Source organism: Streptomyces sp. WMMB 714, from assembly GCF_900090125.1.
Classification (GTDB): Bacteria; Actinomycetota; Actinomycetes; order Streptomycetales; family Streptomycetaceae; genus Streptomyces; species Streptomyces daqingensis.
Genome location: NZ_FMHJ01000003.1, coordinates 113,831 through 130,178, shown reverse-complemented (window position 1 = coordinate 130,178; position 16,348 = coordinate 113,831). Strand labels below are relative to the sequence as shown.

The following is a 16,348-nucleotide window of genomic DNA, read 5'->3' as shown; positions in this document are numbered from 1 at the left end:
TGTTCTCCGTGCAACGCCCGTTGCGCCCCCTGCAAAGGGGTGGTCAGAGCTCCGAGACGACGACGTCCAGAGTGCGCGGTCTCCCCTTCCGCGGCTCCGCGGAGCGCTCCACCTCGTAGCCCAGGCCGCGCAGCGCCTCCGCGAGCTCTTCCGGGGTGCCCGGGTCCGCGCCGTCCTCCAGGAGGGCGCGGACGATCCGGCCCTTCGTCGCCTTGTTGAAGTGGCTGACGACGGACCGCTTCTCGACGCCGTCCACGATCTTCGACTGCAGCACCCGTACGGAGACGGTGCGTTCGGCCGGTCCGCCCGCGGGCTTCCACATCTGCGCGTAGGCCGTGGAGCGCAGGTCCAGCACGAGTCCGTCGCCCGCGGCTTCGGGGAGCACCGCCGAGAGGGGGCCGCGCCAGTAGGCGCCCAGGGGCCCGAGCCCGGGGAGCCGCACGTTCCCGGAGCAACGGTAGGAGGGGATGCGGTCGTCGAGCCCCACGGCTCCCCACAGTCCGGAGAAGATCAGCAGCGAGCTCTCCGCGCGCCGGCGGGCGGCGGGGCCCAGCGTCGCCTGCCCCAGGGCGTCGTAGAGCACACCGGTGTAGATCTCGGCAGCCGGACGGGCGGGCGCGCCGTACAGCCGGGCGTTCTTGGCGACCTCCCCGCGCAACCCCTCGCTCAGGCCCAGGACTTCACGTGCCTTCTCCTCGTCCGCGCCGCACAGCGTGACCAGTTCGTCGAGCACGCGCCTCCGGGCGTCCTCCAGTCCGGGAAGGGAGAGCGACCCGAGCCGCAGGGGGTCCCCGTCGCGTCCCTCGGCCTTCCCCTCGGACGGCGGCAGCAGCACGAGCACGGTGGATCTCCTTCGCGGGTACGACAGCGGCGCGCTCAGCAGCGTATGGGCCGCCGGGCTCCGGGTGCACACGGGGCCGCCGCCGGTGCTCGGCGGGCCCGTCCGGCGGGGCGCACCCTGGAAGGGAGAAGGAGAGGGAAGGACGCGGAACCCGGGGCATTTCCGCAGCGCACAGGACTGCCCCGGTGGTGTGCGGGTATCCGGAGTCCGATGCCCGCGGTCGAAGGAGGGTGTGCCATGGCCATGCCGCCCGCCCGGGCCCGGATGCTCGGGGGCATCGTCTCCGGCAGCCACTTCGCCACGCTCGCCGGGCTTCCGTCCCTCGTCGGCCGCCACGCCGCGGAGCGCGGCTGGCCCCAGGTCCTGATCTACGTCGCGGACCTCCAGGAAGCCGTGCTCTCCCTGCTGACGGGCAGGGGCGCGGACGGCGGCCGGGTGACCGGGGACCTGCCGGCCGAGCTGCAGGTCGACGGCACGGCGCCGGGACGCGCCTTCCAGCTGGGCGTGATCCTTCCGACGTCGGCGAAGCGGGACCAGTGGTGGGTGCCGGTGCTGAACGGCGCCGAACGGGTGGGGCTGATGCGGGTCACGAGCTCGGAGGACGACGAGGCCGCCATGCAGGACATGCGGGAGCTGGCCTCACTCGTCGCCCTTCTGCTGGTCACGAAGCGCGCCGCCAGCGACGCGTACGCCCGGCTCGTGCGGCGCAGGCGGATGAACGTCTCCGCCGAGATGGAGTGGCGCCTGATGCCGCCGCGTACGTTCGCCACCGACAGGGTCGTGATCAGCGCGCTGATGGAGCCGGCGTACGAGGTCAGCGGGGACGCCTTCGACTACGCGGTCTCGGAAGAGGTCGCGCACCTGTGCATCTTCGACGCCATGGGCCACGACACGGCGGCCGGCCTGACCGCGAACCTCGCGGTGGCCGCCTGCCGCAACGCCCGGCGGCAGGGGAGCACGCTCTTCGAGACCGCCGAGGGGGTGGAGAAGGCGCTCATCGAGCAGTTCGACTACGGCAGCTACGCCACCGGCATCCTGGCCGACCTCGACATCGGCACCGGCGAGCTCACCTGGCTCAGCCGCGGCCACTACCCGCCGGTCGTGATCAGGGGAGGGCGGTTCGCCGTCCCCCTGGAGTGCGTGCCCGGGCCGCCGATGGGCCAGGACCTGGGCGCCGCCGGGCTGTGCCGCGAGCAGCTGGAGCCGGGGGACCGCCTGCTGCTCTACACGGACGGGATCACGGAGGCACGCAACCCGGAGGGCCAGGAGTTCGGCCTCGACCGGTTCACCGACTTCCTCATCCGCCACCACGCCGACGGGCTGCCGGTGCCGGAGACGCTGCGCCGCCTGACCCGGCACCACCTGGAGTACCACCGCGGGAGGCTCAGCGACGATGCGACGGTGATGGTGGTGGAGTGGCACGGTGCGTCCCCGTACGCGCCGGGTGAGGCGGAGGCGCTGATCGGCCTCCCCCTGGGCGGTCCGGCGTCGGTCAAGGACCGGCCGCCGGGGTGAGGGGCGAGGGCGTGCGCCTGCGGTGCCGGGGCCCTGGCGCGCGGGCGCGGGTGCAGTGCGTCCCGGTGCGGCTGGCCGGGCCGCCGCACGTCAGAGGCTGATGACCACCAGGGCGATGTCGTCGGCAGCTCCCTCGCTGACGCCGAGCCGGGCGAGCAGGCTGTCGGCCAGCCGTTCCGCGTCGAGCCCGGCGCAGGCGGCGAGGGCGGCGGTCAGACGGGCGATGCTGTCGTCGATGTCCTCGTCGCGGCGTTCGATGAGTCCGTCCGTGTAGAGCACGAGGCAGTCCCCGTGCCGGTACGCGACCCGCGCCTCGGGCCGGGCCCTGTGCTCGGAGCGCGTCGCCAGGGGCGGGTCCGTGGCCTCGTCGAGGAGCTCGGCGTCGCCGGCGGGGTGGAGCAGCACCGGGGGGAGGTGCCCGGCGCTGCTGTAGGTGATGACCTGCTCGTTCGTGTCGATCTTGACCTTGACCGCCGTGGCGGACATGGCCCCCGCGACGGAGCTCGCGTACAGCCCCAGCACCTGCAGCGCCTGTGCCGGGCCGTTGGTGGCGCGCATGGCCGCGCTGAGCGCGCTGCGCAGCATGCCCATGACGGCGGCGGCCTCCAGCCCGTGGCCGACGACGTCCCCGACGGCCGCGGTGAAGCCGCCCTTGGGGGTGTCCGTCACGTCGTACCAGTCGCCGCACACGTTGAGCGTGCCCACGGCCGGCAGGTACCGGACGGCGACACCGGGCCGGGGCAGGTCGGGGGAGTGGAGCATCGCCTCCTGGAGGGTGAGGGCGACGCGGCTCTCCCGCGCGTTGGCCTGCCGCAGCTCCTCGTTGAGCACCTGCAGTTCCTGGGCGCGTACGAAGAGTTCGGCCTCCGCGTTCTGCGTATGGAGGCTCTCCTCCGGCGGTGCCAGGGGCCGCCGGGCCTTGACGAACCCCGTCACGTCCTCGACGCGGTGGATGATCCACGCGACGTCGCCGTCCCTGCCGCGTACGGGCGTGTTGACGGGCGACCACCAGCGCTCCTCGAAGGTGCGCCCGGCCGGGATACCACGGGGATGTCGTACTTCTGGAGCGCCATGGTGTCGGCCCGGCCCGACTCGAGGACCCGGCGCAGGGAGGCGTGCAGGTTCTCGACCCCGTTGGACTCCGGGTCCGCGGGGTTGGCCGGGAACGCGTCGAAGATGTAGCGGCCGAGCAGGTCCTCGCGGGTGCGCCCCGTGGCGCGCAGGTAGGCCCGGTTCACGTCCACGATCACCAGGTCGGGTCGCAGGACGAGGTAGGGACTCGGCGTCGCTGCGAACAGGGCCGCGTAATCGATGTCCGGTCTCGTCACTGGCTCCTGCCAATTCCCCGGTGTGCAGATGCCTCCATTTTCTCTCCCGTCCCGGCGGTCCGCCCGTCGTGCACGCTCGTCCGGGCCCTGCGAGCGCGCCGATGGCCCGGCGGGTGGGGGCAGGAGGCCCGCGGGCCACCGGCCGCAGGGGCGGTGCGCCGCCCGTTCCGCCCGATTTCCGGGGGCCGGGCGCCGCTTCGCCCGGAGCGGGCGCAATTCTTCTCCGAATACTTGCGGGCGTCATGGCGGTACGGGAGTATGCCCGCTCAGGGCGGGGGAGAGGCTTTCCGCTCACGCGCGAGCGAAAGGGTTCCCATGAGCAATCCATTCGACGACGAGGACGGCTCCTTTTACGTGCTCGTGAACGACGAGAAGCAGAATTCCCTGTGGCCGTCGTTCGCGGAGGTTCCGGAGGGCTGGACCATCGCCTTCGGAGAGGACTCACGTCAGGCATGCCTCGACCACATCGAGGAGCACTGGACGGACATGCGGCCCGCGAGCCTCGTCGAGGAGTCGCGCTAGCGGCCGGACCTCCGGCCGGGCTGCGCGCCGGACCGCGCGGCCTCCGCCGCCTGCGGCGAGTGGCCCCGGAAGCGTTCCACCAGGGACGTTTCCGGGGCCACTCGCCGTTCTGCTTGTGACCCGCCGGTAGCGGGAAGGGAGTCCGTGGGTGCGCCCCCGGGTCCGGGGGTGGATTCCGGTGTTACCGCGGGAAAGCAGAATGAACTGTTCCGATCGGCTCTCCGCGGGTGGATTCCGCCCCGTCGCGACCAGTCCGGCAAAAGGGTTCAAACGATCCGCCGCCGTCACCGCTTCCGGTTCATATATAACGGCGGACTCGTGATAACTGTCATGTTTGCACGGCGCTTCGGCGGTGTTCCGGAACGCCAATTCCGATTCCCTTCTCCCCTGCCGTGAGCGCGCTGTAGCATCCGGCGCACACCAGAAATGGGGGAGGGTTCGTGACGCCTCGAGTCGAGGAGAACGGCGCATTTCCCGTCGCGGTGAGGAGCGCCGCCTGGCACATGCCCGGACAGTCCGTCGCCGTGCCGGACCTGCCCGAATTCGCCTCGATGGACGAGGCGGAGCGGGGCACGTGCCTCGCGCTGGGCGTCGAGTCCGTACGCGCGGACGACGGCCTGAGCTCCTCGGACCTCGCCGAGCGCGCCGCACGCGAAGCGCTGGGCAAGGAGGGGGTCGACGCCCGTGACCTGGGCGCGCTGATCGTCGTGGAGTCCCGTGCCCCCGAGACGCTGCTCAGCTCCGAGGCGACGAAGCTCCAGCACAGCCTGGGGGCGGACCGGGCGGTCACCTTCACCGTGGGCGGCCTCGGATGCGTCTCGATCACGCCGGCGCTGCTTGCCGCCCGGGGGCTGATGTGCGCCGACCCCGCCTTCGGGGACGTCCTCGTCGTGCACGGCAGCAAGCCCGCGGCCGCCGGACGCTACCGGCACCCCGTCACCGTCAACGGGGACGGCGGGCAGGCGCTCCTGCTCTCCCGCACCGGTCCGGTCCGGCTGCTCGGCATGGCGCAGGAGACCAACGGGGACTACTGGGACCTCTTCCACGTGAAGTACCGCGACCTGCCCACCGGGCAGTGGCGCGAGGAGTGCAAGGACCTGTCGGCCTACTCCTTCCGGCTCGCGATGGAGACCCGCAGCCGGGTCTCGGGGCTGATCGGCGGGCTGCTGGAGAGTCACGGCCTCAAGCCCGGGGACGTGCGGGGCTACGTCAGCCAGAACCTGTCCATGGCGGGCTTCACGTTCAGCGAGGAGTCGCTCGGGATCGAGCTGATGTCCGTGTGCAGGGACAACCTGCGGCAGTACGGGCACCTGGGCCCCAACGACGTCTTCCTCAACCTGTACACGGCGATCGAGCGCAAGGAGCTCGTGGAGGGCGACCACGCCGTGCTGATCAATGTGAGCCCGGTGGCTGCGTGGAGCGTGCTGCTGGCCGAGATAGGACCTCAGGAGACGGCATCGTGAGCGACGGCGACATCAGGGAAGCGGCCCAGAGCGGGGCCGGGGACGGGGCGGCCGGAGGCGCGGCCCGCGAGGAGATCACGCGGCAGGTCACGGAGTTCCTCACCGCCGCGCTCCGCAAGCCCGTACAGCCCGACGACGACTACTTCGCACTCGGCCTCGCGGACTCGCTCTTCGCGCTGGAGCTGGTGACGTTCGTCGAGAGCCGCTTCTCCCTCACCGTCGAGGTCGAGGACCTCGACCTCGACAGCTTCCGCACGGCGAACCGCATCACCCGCTTCGTGCTGCGCAAGACGGGGTCGCCAGAGTTCACCGAGACCCAGTGAACGGGGGAGCTGGCGCGCCGGGCGGGAGCGAAGGCGGCAGAGGGAGCGCGGAAGCCGCCGGAGCCGCCGGCCCGGCGGTCGCGGCGTCGACGGTGGCCGCCGCGGCGAGGCTCGCGGCGGACGTGGCCCCGCACGCCGCGCGGTGGGACCGCGAAGGGGCGCTGCCCGCCGCGGCCCGCAAGGAGGTGGCCGCCGCCGGGCTGCTGGCACCGGACCTGCCCGGGCGCTACGGCGGCCTGGACGCGTCACCCGTCGAACTCGGCGAGATCTGCGCGCACTTGGGCGGTGTCTGCAGCGCGCTGCGCGGCCTGGTCACCGTGCAGAGCATGGTCGCCGCCGCGTTGAACCGGTGGGGCACGCGAGAGCAACGCGCCCGCTGGCTGCCGCAGTTGGCGAGCGGCGAGCTGATCGCGGGCTTCGCGGCCACGGAGGACGCCGCGGGCAGCGCCCTCGCCGAGGTGGGCACACGCATCGAGGACGCGGGGGATGGTGAGCACGTCACCGTCACGGGCCGCAAGAAGTGGATCACCTTCGGGCAGGACGCCCAGGTGCTCCTGGTGCTCGGCAAGGACCGGGGCAGGCCGTCCGCCGTGCTCGTCGAGACGGATCGCGACGGGGTGAGCCGGGAGCCGGTCGGCGGCCAACTCGGCATGCGGGCCGCGCAGATCGCACACGTCGGCATGGACGCGGTGCGCGTGCCGCGCGGCAACCTCGTCGCGCCTGCCGGGCTGGGACTCTCGCACGTCGCCGCCGCCGCGCTGGACCACGGGCGCTTCACCGTGGCGTGGGGCTGCGTCGGCATGGCGGAGGCGTGCGTGGCGGACGCCGCCGCGCACGCCGCCGCCCGCGTGCAGGGCGAAGCGGTCCTCGCCGGCCATCAGGCCGTCCGCTCCCTCCTCGCACGGGCCGCGGTCGAGACGGCCGGTGCGCGCGAACTGGCCCTGCGCGCCGCGCGGTTCCGTGCCGAAGCGGCGCCGGGAGCGGTGACGGAGACCATCGTCGCCAAGTACGCGGCGGCCGCGGCGGCCGCCTCCGCGAGCAGGGACGCGGTGCAGGTCCTCGGCTCGGCCGGATGCGAGCCGGACAGCCGGGCCGGGCGTCACTTCCGGGACGCGAAGGTCATGGAGATCATCGAAGGAGCTCAGCAAGTGGCCGAACAGCACATCGCGGAGCAGCTGTTGCGCCGCTCCGGGACACCGCTTCCCGGGACGGGCGCCCGTCAGGCGGAGGCGTCGTGACGGGCGGGCGGGAGGCCGTCCCGGAGGGGGCCGGCGGCGGGAAGAGCCCTGGGACGGGGCAGGTTCCGGCGCCCGCACCCGTGGTCAAGTGCCTGGTGTGGGACCTGGACGACACGGTGTGGGACGGGGTCGTGCTGGAGAACGACGATCCCGAGCCGTTCCCCGCGGTCCTCAAGACGCTGCGGGCGCTGGACGAAAGGGGGATCCTGCACGCCGCCGCCAGCCGGGGCGAGTACGCGGTCACCTCGCGCCACCTCGACGAGCGGGGCCTGGAGGAGTGGTTCTGCGACGTCCAGGTCGGCTGGGGCTCCAAGTCCGCGGCGGTGCGCAGGATCGCCGAGGGGCTCAACATCGGTGCCGACACCGTCGCGTTCATCGACAACGACCCCGTCGAGCGGGCGGAGGTCGCGTCCGTACTGCCCATGGTCCGCTGCTACGCGGCCGGCCAGGCGGGCGGGCTGCCCGATCTCCCCGAGTTCCAGCCGGAGTTCGTCACCGAGGAGGCGGGACGGCGCAGGCACCTCTACCGCACCGAGCGCAAGCGGCAGGTCGCGGAAGAGGAGTTCGGGGACGACAGGCAGGGCTTCCTCGCATCGCTCGGCCTCGTCATGACGGTCCGCGACGCGACCGGGGACGACCTCGTCAGGGCCAGCGAACTGACCGTCCGCACACATCAGCTGAACACCTCCGGACTCACCTACGACGCCGCGGAGCTGCGCGAGCTGACGGCCTCGCCCGGCCACAGGGTGCAGGTGGCCGCGCTGCGTGACAGGTTCGGGGACTACGGGATCATCGGACTGGCCGTCACCGAGCTCACGCCGGACGAGTCCGTGCTGCGGCTGATGCTGATGTCGTGCCGGGTCGCCTCCCGCGGCGTGGGCACCGTTCTCCTCGACCACCTCGTGCGGGAGGCCGTCGCGGGCGGACGGCGGCCCGTGGCGCACTTCGTGCCCACCGAGGCCAACAGGAACATGCTGGTCACGCTCCGGTTCGCCGGCTACACCCCGGTGCCCGGCACCGAGGACCCGCTCGTGCTCGCCTTCGATCCGGACAGGCCGGCCCCCGCGAAGCAGGGCCACGTCCGCGTCGTCACCGGAACGGACTGAGGAGGCCGGGAGCAGCGTGGCGCACGAGACTGCGGGCAAGGCGGCGGAGACGGCCGCGGGGCAGGACCGTACGGCGGAACGGCCGTCCGTCCAAGAGCTGTTCCGGAGGCAGGCCGCCCGGACCCCGGGGGCGACGGCCCTGGCCGTCGGCGGTACGGAGCTGACGTACGCCGAACTCGACGCGGCGTCCGCCGTGTTCGCACGGAGGCTGCGTGAACGCGGCGCGAGCGCGGGCCGCGTGGTGTGCATCAGGCTCGAACAGAACGCGCTCGCCGTCACGGCGATGCTCGCCGCGCTGCGCATCGGCGCGGCGTGGGCGGTGGTCGAACCGGACCAGCCGCCGAGCCGGCTCCGCGCCCTGCTGGCGGACACCGACTGCGCGGTGGTGGTGGTCTCGGGCCCGGACTCCGCGCTGGAGGGGCTGCCCGACGTCCCGGAACGCCTCGACGTCGCGGGGCTGGACGTACGCGGGCTCCTCGCATCCGGCGGCGCCGGCACAGCCGGCACAGCCGCCGCAACGGCGGAGGAGGCGGGGCGGGAAGGCGGGCACGCCGAACCGCCCCCCGAGACCCCGGCCTACATCGTCTGCACCTCCGGTTCGACCGGCACCCCCAAGGGCGTGATGGTCAGCCGGGGTTCGCTCGCCGCCTCCATCGAGCCGAGGGCGGAGGTCTACGGCGAGGACCACTCCGTCTGCGTGATGGCCATGCGGGCGTCCTTCGACGGGATGCTCGGCGGCATGTTCTGGGCGTTCTGCAACGGCCACACGCTCGTGCTCCCCGACGAGAAGCAGCTCAAGCAGGTCCACGAACTGGCCCGTCTGGCAGGGGAGTACGGCGCGACGCACCTCATCGTCGTGCCGTCCTACTACCGCGCCCTCCTGAAGGAGAGCAGGCTGCTGCCGGAGTCCCTGCGGCTGGTCGTCGTCGCGGGCGAGGCGTGCACTCCCGACCTCGTACGGGACCACACGGAACGCCTTCCCCGGGCGGTGCTGGTCAACGAGTACGGTCCCACGGAGACGACGATCTCCTGCACCGTCGAGCACGGACTGGACCCGTCGTGGTCCCGCATCCCGATCGGACGGCCCTGGCGCGGCGTCGAGGCGCGGGTGCTGGACGGCCGGCTCCGCGAAGTGGCGCCCGGCGTGCGGGGCGAGCTGTACATCGGGGGCCCGTTCGTGGCGCTCGGCTACGCGGGGCAGCCCGGCAGGACGGCGGAGAGGTTCGTCGCGGACCCCTTCGGACCGCCCGGTGCACGCATGTACAGGACCGGCGACATCGCGCACGTGGGGGAGTCCGGGTCGCTGCACTACCACGGCAGGAGCGACCAGCAGGTCAAGATCCGCGGCGCGCGCATCGAACTGGGCGAGGTGGAGGCCGCGTTGGAGCGCCACCCGGCCGTCGGCCAGGCCGTCGTGGTCTGCGGGACCGCGTCCGGCGAGCCCCGGCTGGCCGCCTTCCTCACCCCCGTCTCGCCCGGCGGCGACATGCCCGCCTGGTCCGATCTGCGGGCGCACTGCTGGGAGTTCCTGGTGGAGCAGGCCGTCCCTGTCCACTTCCGCACGCTGGAGAGCATGCCGCTCAACTCCAGCGGCAAGGCCGACCGGGCGGCGCTGCGGGAGCTGCTGCCGTCCTTCGCCGGAGAGACGGGCACGAGCGGCACGGGGGACGGCGGCGGTGCCGCAGATGAGAGCGGTGCGGGCGGGCCGGGCGGTGCCGGCACGGTGGGCCGCGTCGCGGAGATCTGGGCCGCGGTACTCGGCCACGGCGAGTCCGGCCTGGACGACAACTTCTTCGCGGTGGGCGGCAGTTCGCTGCGGGTCATCGATCTGCACAAGCAACTCGACGCCGCCTGGCCCGGGGTGCTGCGCGTGGGAGAGCTGTTCGACCTGACGACCGTCCACGCGCAGGCGGAAGCGATCACCGGCCGGCTGGGGCACCGCCCGGACGGCGAGGACGACGGACCGGGCGAAGACATCCCCGCGGCCTACGAGTTGTGAGGCGACGGCAGCCGGTGAGGGCGGAGCGCATGAACGGGAAGGCGATATGAGCAGCATCGGTGGGGCCGGCCTCGGCGGGGCGGACGCGTCACGGGAGCCCGCGGGCATCGCGGTGATCGGGATATCCACCCGGTTCCCGCAGGCCGACAGCCTGGACGAGTTCCGCGAGAACCTGCGCGCCGGACGGGACTCGGTGCGTCCGATACCCCGCGAGCGCGTGGAGGCCACGTGCCTCGACCCGGACGCGGAGTACCCGCACCAGGGTTACCTGGACCGGATCGACCTGTTCGACCACGAGTTCTTCGGCCTCTCGCGGCGCGAGGCGGAGGTGACGGACCCGCAGCACCGGCTGGCCCTTCAACTCACCCGCGAGGCACTGGAGAACGCGGGCTACGCCGCCTCCGCGATGCGGGACTCCCGCACAGCGGTGGTCTTCAGCTCGCCCAGCAACGGCTACCAGCCGCTGGTCCGCGAGTACGGCACGCTCAGCATGATCGGGAACATCCCGTGCGGGCTCCCCGCCCGCGTCTCGCACCTGTTCGGGCTCACCGGCCCCTGCTACGGGGTCGACACCGGCTGCAACGGGTCCCTCGTCGCCGTCCACCAGGCGTCACGTGAACTGCGCGACGGGGACGCCGACTTCGCCGTCGCCGGCGGGGTGAGCCTGAAGCACGTCGTCCCGCCCGCGGCGACCGTCGGCGCTTTCCCCGGCATCGCCTCCCCGACGGCAAAGTGCCGTGCCTTCGACGAGGCGGCGGACGGCGCGGCCGGCGGCGAGGGCGGAGCCGTCCTGCTGCTCACCACGCTGGAGAGGGCCCTCGCCGAGGGCGCCCACATCCACGCCGTCATCCGCGGCAGCGCGGTCGTGCACAACGGCCGGCACTCGGCGACGATCGCCACCCCCAGCGCCAAGTCGCAGGCCGAGGTGGTCCGCAAGGCGTGGCGGCGCGCCGGTGCGGACATCGCCACGGCCGGATACATCGAGGCGCACGGCTCCGGCACGAAGCTCGGCGACGCGGTGGAAGTGGAAGGGCTGGCACTCGCCCGCGGCGGCGGCGGAGACCTCCTGCCCATCGGCTCGGTGAAGACCAACCTCGGCCACCTCGACCACGCCGCCGGGGTCGCGGGGCTCGTCAAGACGATCCTCAGCGTGCGGGACGCGGAGCTCTACCCGACCCTGCACTTCACCCGCCCCGGCGAGGACGTCGACCTGGAGGCGGCGCGGCTCGACGTGGTCACCTCCGCCCGCCCCTGGCAGTCCTCACTGCGCCGTGCCGGTGTCAGCTCCTTCAGCCTGGGCGGCATCAACGCGCACTGCGTCGTCGAGCAGCCGCCCGCTCCCGCCGCGCCGGAGGGTACGGGGGAGGCGGAGTCCGCCGGGGGGAGGCGGCAGCGGCCGCTGCTCGTCGGCCTCTCCGCGCGCAGCGAGAGCGACCTCGTCGCGCTCTGCGAACGTCTCTCCCTCGAACTGAGGGACGGGGCCATGGAGTTGGCGGACGTCGCGATGACGCTCAACGAGGGCAGGGACCACCACCGGTACCGCATGGGCCTGGTGGCGCGCACGTCCTCCGAGCTGGCGCTGAAGCTCGCCGCCCACGCCACCTGGAAGAGGCTCGGAGCGCAGCGGCCGGGAACCGGCGGAGGATTCTCCGGCGGAGGCTCCTCCCCCGCGGCGCCCCGCGTCGTCCTGCTGCTCTCGGGCGACGCCGAGGGCGCACCGGCGGGCGAGGGCGCCGAGCTGCCCGCCCGGCTGCCGCTGCCGGACGGCCTGTTGTCCCGCGTACGTGCCCAACTCGCCGCGCACGCCTGGCTGAAGAGGGCGGGAGTGCCCGTCGGCGGCCTGATGAGCTCCGGCGTCTCCCGTTACGCCGTACGCCATCTGCAGGGCAAGCTCTCCGCCGGGGACACCCGCGCGCTGGAGCGGGCCAAGGACGCGGGTCAGGCAGGGGGAGCGAGCCAGGACGTCTTCGGCGGCCCCGTGCGCGCCGACCGGCTGCACGCCGCCGTCGAGGAGCAACTGGCCGCAGGGCCCGTGGTGTTCGTCGAGCTGGCGGCGCGCGGAGAGATCAGCGACCTGCTGTCCGGGCAGCTCGCCGGCCGTCCCGGCGCGCAGGTGCTCACTCTCGGGGACTCCCATGGCAGCGCCCTGGAGACGCTCGGCCGGCTCTACGAGGCGCAGCTGGACCTGGGCTGGCCGGCGCTCAGGGGCGGCGAGGGCCGCGCTCCCCGCAGGCTGCCGCTGCCCGGGCACCCGTTCAACGGGGTGCGGTGCTGGGCGCGTCCGCTGGACGACATCATCCGCTTCGACGCGCCCCCGGCGGCGCAGACCGCCGCCGCGCCCCCGGCCGCCCCACCCGCACCCGCACAGGCGCCCGCACCCGCACCGGCCACGGAACAGCCGCCCGCCGCACCGCCGGCAGCCCCTGCCCCCGCCTCCGCCCCTGCCCCCGCGGCGCCGCCCTCCGGGGGTGAGGCCGCGCCCGCGCCGAACTCCGGCCCGCCGGCCCGCACTCCGGCCGCCGGGCGACGCCCGGAGCCCGAACAGCCACGTGAGACGCCCGCCCGCCCGGAGCCCGGGCCCGGCCGGACGACGGCCGCTCCGGCCTCCGCCGCAACGCCCGCAACGCCGTCCACGTCCTCCATGTCCGCCACCCCCGTCGCGCCCGCAACGCCCGCCACCCCCGTCGCGCCCGCCGAAGCGCCCCGGGACGAGCGGGACGGCGGTCCGGAGGCCGTGCTGCCCTGGCTGCGCGGCACGCTGGCCGAACTGCTCTACGCCGACGAAGTGGCCGCCGACGCCGACTACTTCTCCATCGGCGGCAACTCCGTCATCGCGCTGCAGCTCATCGAGCGGGTGCTCACGGAGTTCGGCGCCTCGATCAAGCTGATCGACGTCTACGCGCACCCGCTGGTCTCGGACCTCGCCGCCGCCATCACCGAGCGCATGCCCGCCCCTGCCTCCCCGGGGGAGCCCGCGGCGCACTCCGGCCCGGCGCACCAGGACGCCGGGGACGGGCAGGACGGCTCGCCGGGGACCTCCGAGGGCGGGCGGCCGCGTCCACCGGCCGGGGACGCGCACAGGCTGCCGCCCATCCGCCCGAACCAGGAGCCGACGCTCTCCTACGGGCAGGAGCGCATGTGGTTCCACCACCAGCTCGACCCGAGCACCACCCTGTACAACCTTCCCGGCGCCTCGCGGCTGCGCGGCGAACCCGATCTGGAGGCGCTGCGGCTGGCCTGGGAGGACCTGGCGCAGCGGCACCAGGCCCTGCGGTCGAACTTCGCGGAGGTCGACGGCCGTCCGCAGCTCGTCGTCCGTCCCGAACTGGGCGACTTCTTCCGGGTGCTGGACGTCTCGGACGAGCCGGACCCCGAGCAGGCTGCACGCGCGGCCGTCCAGGCCGAGACCCACTGGGTCTTCGACGTCGCCGAAGATCCTCTGGTGCGCGTCACCGTCGTACGCATCGGCCCCGGCGACCACCTGTTCTGCTGGACGATGCACCACGGCGTGAACGACGGCTGGGCGCCGCAGATCCTCATGGGCGAACTCCTCCAGTTCTACGAGGCCCGCTGCGAGGGACGCGTGCACCGCCCCGAACCCCTGCCCGTCCAGTACAGCGACTACGCCCGGTGGCAGCGCGACCTGATGGAGGGCTCGCTGCTCGACGGCGAACTCGACTACTGGCGCGAGCAGCTGGCCGATCCGCCGGCGCTGGAGCTGCCCACCGACCGTCCGCGTCCGGCCCGCATGGACTACGCGGGGGCGACGTACGGCTTCACCGTTCCGGCCGAACTCGTCGCCCGGCTCCGCGCCGTGGGCAGCGAGGAGACGGCCACGCTCTTCATGGTGATCCTCACCGGGCTCAACGTGCTGCTCTCCCGCTGGTCGGGGCAGCAGGACATCGTCGTCGGCACGCCGACCATCGGCCGCAGCCGGCCCGAACTGTGGGGCCTGCTGGGCTTCTTCAACAACACCATCGCCCTGCGCACCGACCTGTCCGGTGAGGCCGGCTTCCGCGAACTGCTGCGCCGCGTCCGGGCCGTGGTACTGGGCGGGATGGAGCACCAGGAGATCCCGTTCGACAAGGTCGTGCGGGAGGTCGCGCCGGACCGCGACCCCAGCAGGAACCCCATCTTCGACGTCATGTACGTCCACCAGACGCTGCCGCCGAACTTCTCCTTCGGCGAGACGACCTTCAACCCGGGGCGCCCGGACGGCGAAGCGGACGAGACGCCCCTCTTCCCCGGACTCCCGCCCGGCACCGCCAAGTTCGACATCACGATGGTCGTCGCGGAGCGGCCGGACCTCGAAGAGCTCGAAGTCGCCGTGGAGTACAGCACGGCGCTCTTCGACGCCGGGACGGTCTCGGCCATGAGCGACTCCCTGCTGAACCTGCTGTGGGCGGCCGTCGAGGACGTCGACGCGGACCACCGCGCGCTGCCCGCCGGGCCGCCCGCGTCCCGCACCGGCACCGGTACGGCCGCCGGCGACGCCGCGCCGCGGGCACTCCCGGAGGCCGCCGGGCCCCGGCCGGCGGAGCCGGACTCCGCCCGCCCGGGCTCCGGGCCGCGTGCGCCGGCCGCGCCCGGACCGGCGCGCGGCGTCGAATCCGGCGGGGACTCCGTCACCGCCTGCCTGCGGCTGCGCGGCGCCGTCGACCCGGACGCGCTGCGGTCCGCGTTCGGCGACCTCGCGGACCGGCACGACGTGCTGCGGACCCGCTTCCCGGTGCCCTCGCGGCAGACGCTGTCGCCCTTCGCCCGCGACGGGGGGACCGGCGGCTCCGGGTTCCTGCGGACAGCGGACGTCTCCGGGCGCGACGAACCCGCCGCGGCCGCCCGGGACTTGGCCGTCGCGCACGGACGCAACGCCGTGGACCCGTCGACGGGCCACGCGCTGCGCGCCCTGCTGCTGACGACCGGCCCCGACGACCACGTCCTCGTGGTGACGACGCACCGCGACGTCTACGACGGTGCGCAGCCGGCCGTCTTCTTCGGCGACCTGTTCGCCTTCTACGGGGCCCGCCGGGGAGGCACGGAGCCGGGCCCGGCGACGCTGCCCGTCTCCTACGACGACTACGCCCAGTGGCAGCGCCGCCTCCGGGAGGACGGCCTGCTGGACGGCCAACTCGCCTACTGGCAGGAGCGGCTGGCCGGACTCCAGACGTTCGAGCCGCCCGCCGACAGGCCCCGGCCCGTCTCGGTGCGGCCGGGCCCCGGCGCCGTCGCGTCCCACGGGTTCCGCCTGCCCGCTTCCCTGGCGGGCGAGCTGGGCCGCACCGGGCCCCGGGAGACGCTGCTGGCGGGCATCGTCGCGCTGCTGTCGCTGCGTACGGGCTCGGACGAGGCGCTGGTCGGCCTGCTGGAGGCGGCCCCGGACCCCGACCAGGCCGCCGACGCGCCGTCCCGGCCGAGGCTCGGCGAGATCGTCGGGCCGTTCGCGAACCCGCTGGCGCTGCGGATCGGCACCGGCGACGAGCCCGGCCTCGACCGGCTGACCGGCCGGGTCCGCGAAGTGATCGCCGAGGCCGAGGCCAACGGCGACGTGCCCTTCCAGGACGTGCTGCGGAAACTCCGCGTGCCACGGGAACCCGGCAGCGCACCGCTCTTCGACGTGACGTACGCACACCACCGGCTGCCGCGCTCGCTGGGCGAGCGGGCGGGTCTGGACGTACGGGCGGTGCGGTGGCCCGGGGCGGGCGGAGCCAGGCTGGCCCTCCCCGCGGCGGCCGGCACGGAGGGGCGGCAGCCGGGACCGCACGGGCCCGCCGGCCTCGCCTGGACGGTCGTGGAGGGCCCGCAGGAAGGCGAGTTGAGCGTCTGCGTGGACTACCGCACGGACCTGTACGACGCCGCCACGGTGTCCGCCATGGCCGACGGCCTGGTCACGCTGCTGGGTTCGGGCACGAGAGAGCCCCGTACCCCGCTGAACGACCTGTGGCTGCCGGACACTTCGCCGCACGCCGGCCGACCTCACGACGTATGAGACACGCACACCGAAAGGGGCCCGCGA

General features: G+C 73.8%; 9 protein-coding genes and 1 pseudogene. 8 read left to right on the top strand and 2 right to left on the bottom strand.

The genetic code is table 11. The annotated features are described in order from the left end of the window. Positions 1-43 precede the first annotated feature (43 nt). Positions 44-841: a peroxide stress protein YaaA gene (gene yaaA / locus H181DRAFT_RS05930; RefSeq protein ID WP_045863185.1), complete on the bottom strand. Its 798-nt coding sequence runs from the start codon at positions 839-841 to the stop codon at positions 44-46. A 237-nt stretch (positions 842-1,078) separates the two neighbouring features. Between yaaA and H181DRAFT_RS05925 the strand changes: the two genes are divergently transcribed. Beyond that, positions 1,079-2,356 (top strand): PP2C family protein-serine/threonine phosphatase, encoded by a 1,278-nt coding sequence (locus H181DRAFT_RS05925; protein WP_045863184.1) that lies wholly within the window; start codon positions 1,079-1,081, stop codon positions 2,354-2,356. A 90-nt stretch (positions 2,357-2,446) separates the two neighbouring features. Here the strand turns inward: H181DRAFT_RS05925 and H181DRAFT_RS05920 are convergent. Next, positions 2,447-3,684 (bottom strand): annotated as a pseudogene (locus tag H181DRAFT_RS05920) (PP2C family protein-serine/threonine phosphatase). Positions 3,685-3,999: 315 nt separating this feature from the next. Here H181DRAFT_RS05920 and H181DRAFT_RS05915 point away from each other — a divergent pair. The 7 genes from H181DRAFT_RS05915 (at position 4,000) to H181DRAFT_RS05885 (ending at position 16,321) form a co-directional block, all read left to right on the top strand. Continuing rightward, positions 4,000-4,206: an MbtH family protein gene (locus H181DRAFT_RS05915; RefSeq protein ID WP_045863183.1), complete on the top strand. Its 207-nt coding sequence runs from the start codon at positions 4,000-4,002 to the stop codon at positions 4,204-4,206. Between the two features lie 440 nt (positions 4,207-4,646). Next, complete coding sequence (locus tag H181DRAFT_RS05910) at positions 4,647-5,669, top strand: 3-oxoacyl-ACP synthase (RefSeq protein ID WP_368073254.1); 1,023 nt, start codon at positions 4,647-4,649, stop codon at positions 5,667-5,669. Beyond that, positions 5,666-5,992: an acyl carrier protein gene (locus H181DRAFT_RS05905; RefSeq protein ID WP_254666725.1), complete on the top strand. Its 327-nt coding sequence runs from the start codon at positions 5,666-5,668 to the stop codon at positions 5,990-5,992. The genes H181DRAFT_RS05910 and H181DRAFT_RS05905 overlap by 4 nt, the downstream gene beginning before the upstream one ends. Beyond that, positions 5,989-7,230, top strand: coding sequence for an acyl-CoA dehydrogenase family protein (locus H181DRAFT_RS05900; RefSeq protein WP_254666724.1), 1,242 nt, complete (start codon positions 5,989-5,991; stop codon positions 7,228-7,230). Before H181DRAFT_RS05905 ends, H181DRAFT_RS05900 begins: the two co-directional genes overlap by 4 nt. Then, positions 7,227-8,336 (top strand): HAD-IIIC family phosphatase, encoded by a 1,110-nt coding sequence (locus H181DRAFT_RS05895; RefSeq protein ID WP_175439716.1) that lies wholly within the window; start codon positions 7,227-7,229, stop codon positions 8,334-8,336. The genes H181DRAFT_RS05900 and H181DRAFT_RS05895 overlap by 4 nt, the downstream gene beginning before the upstream one ends. 16 nt (positions 8,337-8,352) lie before the next feature. Further along, a complete protein-coding gene (locus H181DRAFT_RS05890) occupies positions 8,353-10,335 on the top strand; it encodes a non-ribosomal peptide synthetase (RefSeq protein ID WP_052708471.1) in 1,983 nt (660 codons plus the stop codon). A 46-nt stretch (positions 10,336-10,381) separates the two neighbouring features. Then, positions 10,382-16,321 carry a condensation domain-containing protein gene (locus tag H181DRAFT_RS05885; RefSeq protein ID WP_052708470.1) on the top strand — a complete coding sequence of 1,980 codons (5,940 nt, stop codon included), beginning with the start codon at positions 10,382-10,384 and terminating at the stop codon, positions 16,319-16,321. Positions 16,322-16,348 lie beyond the last annotated feature (27 nt).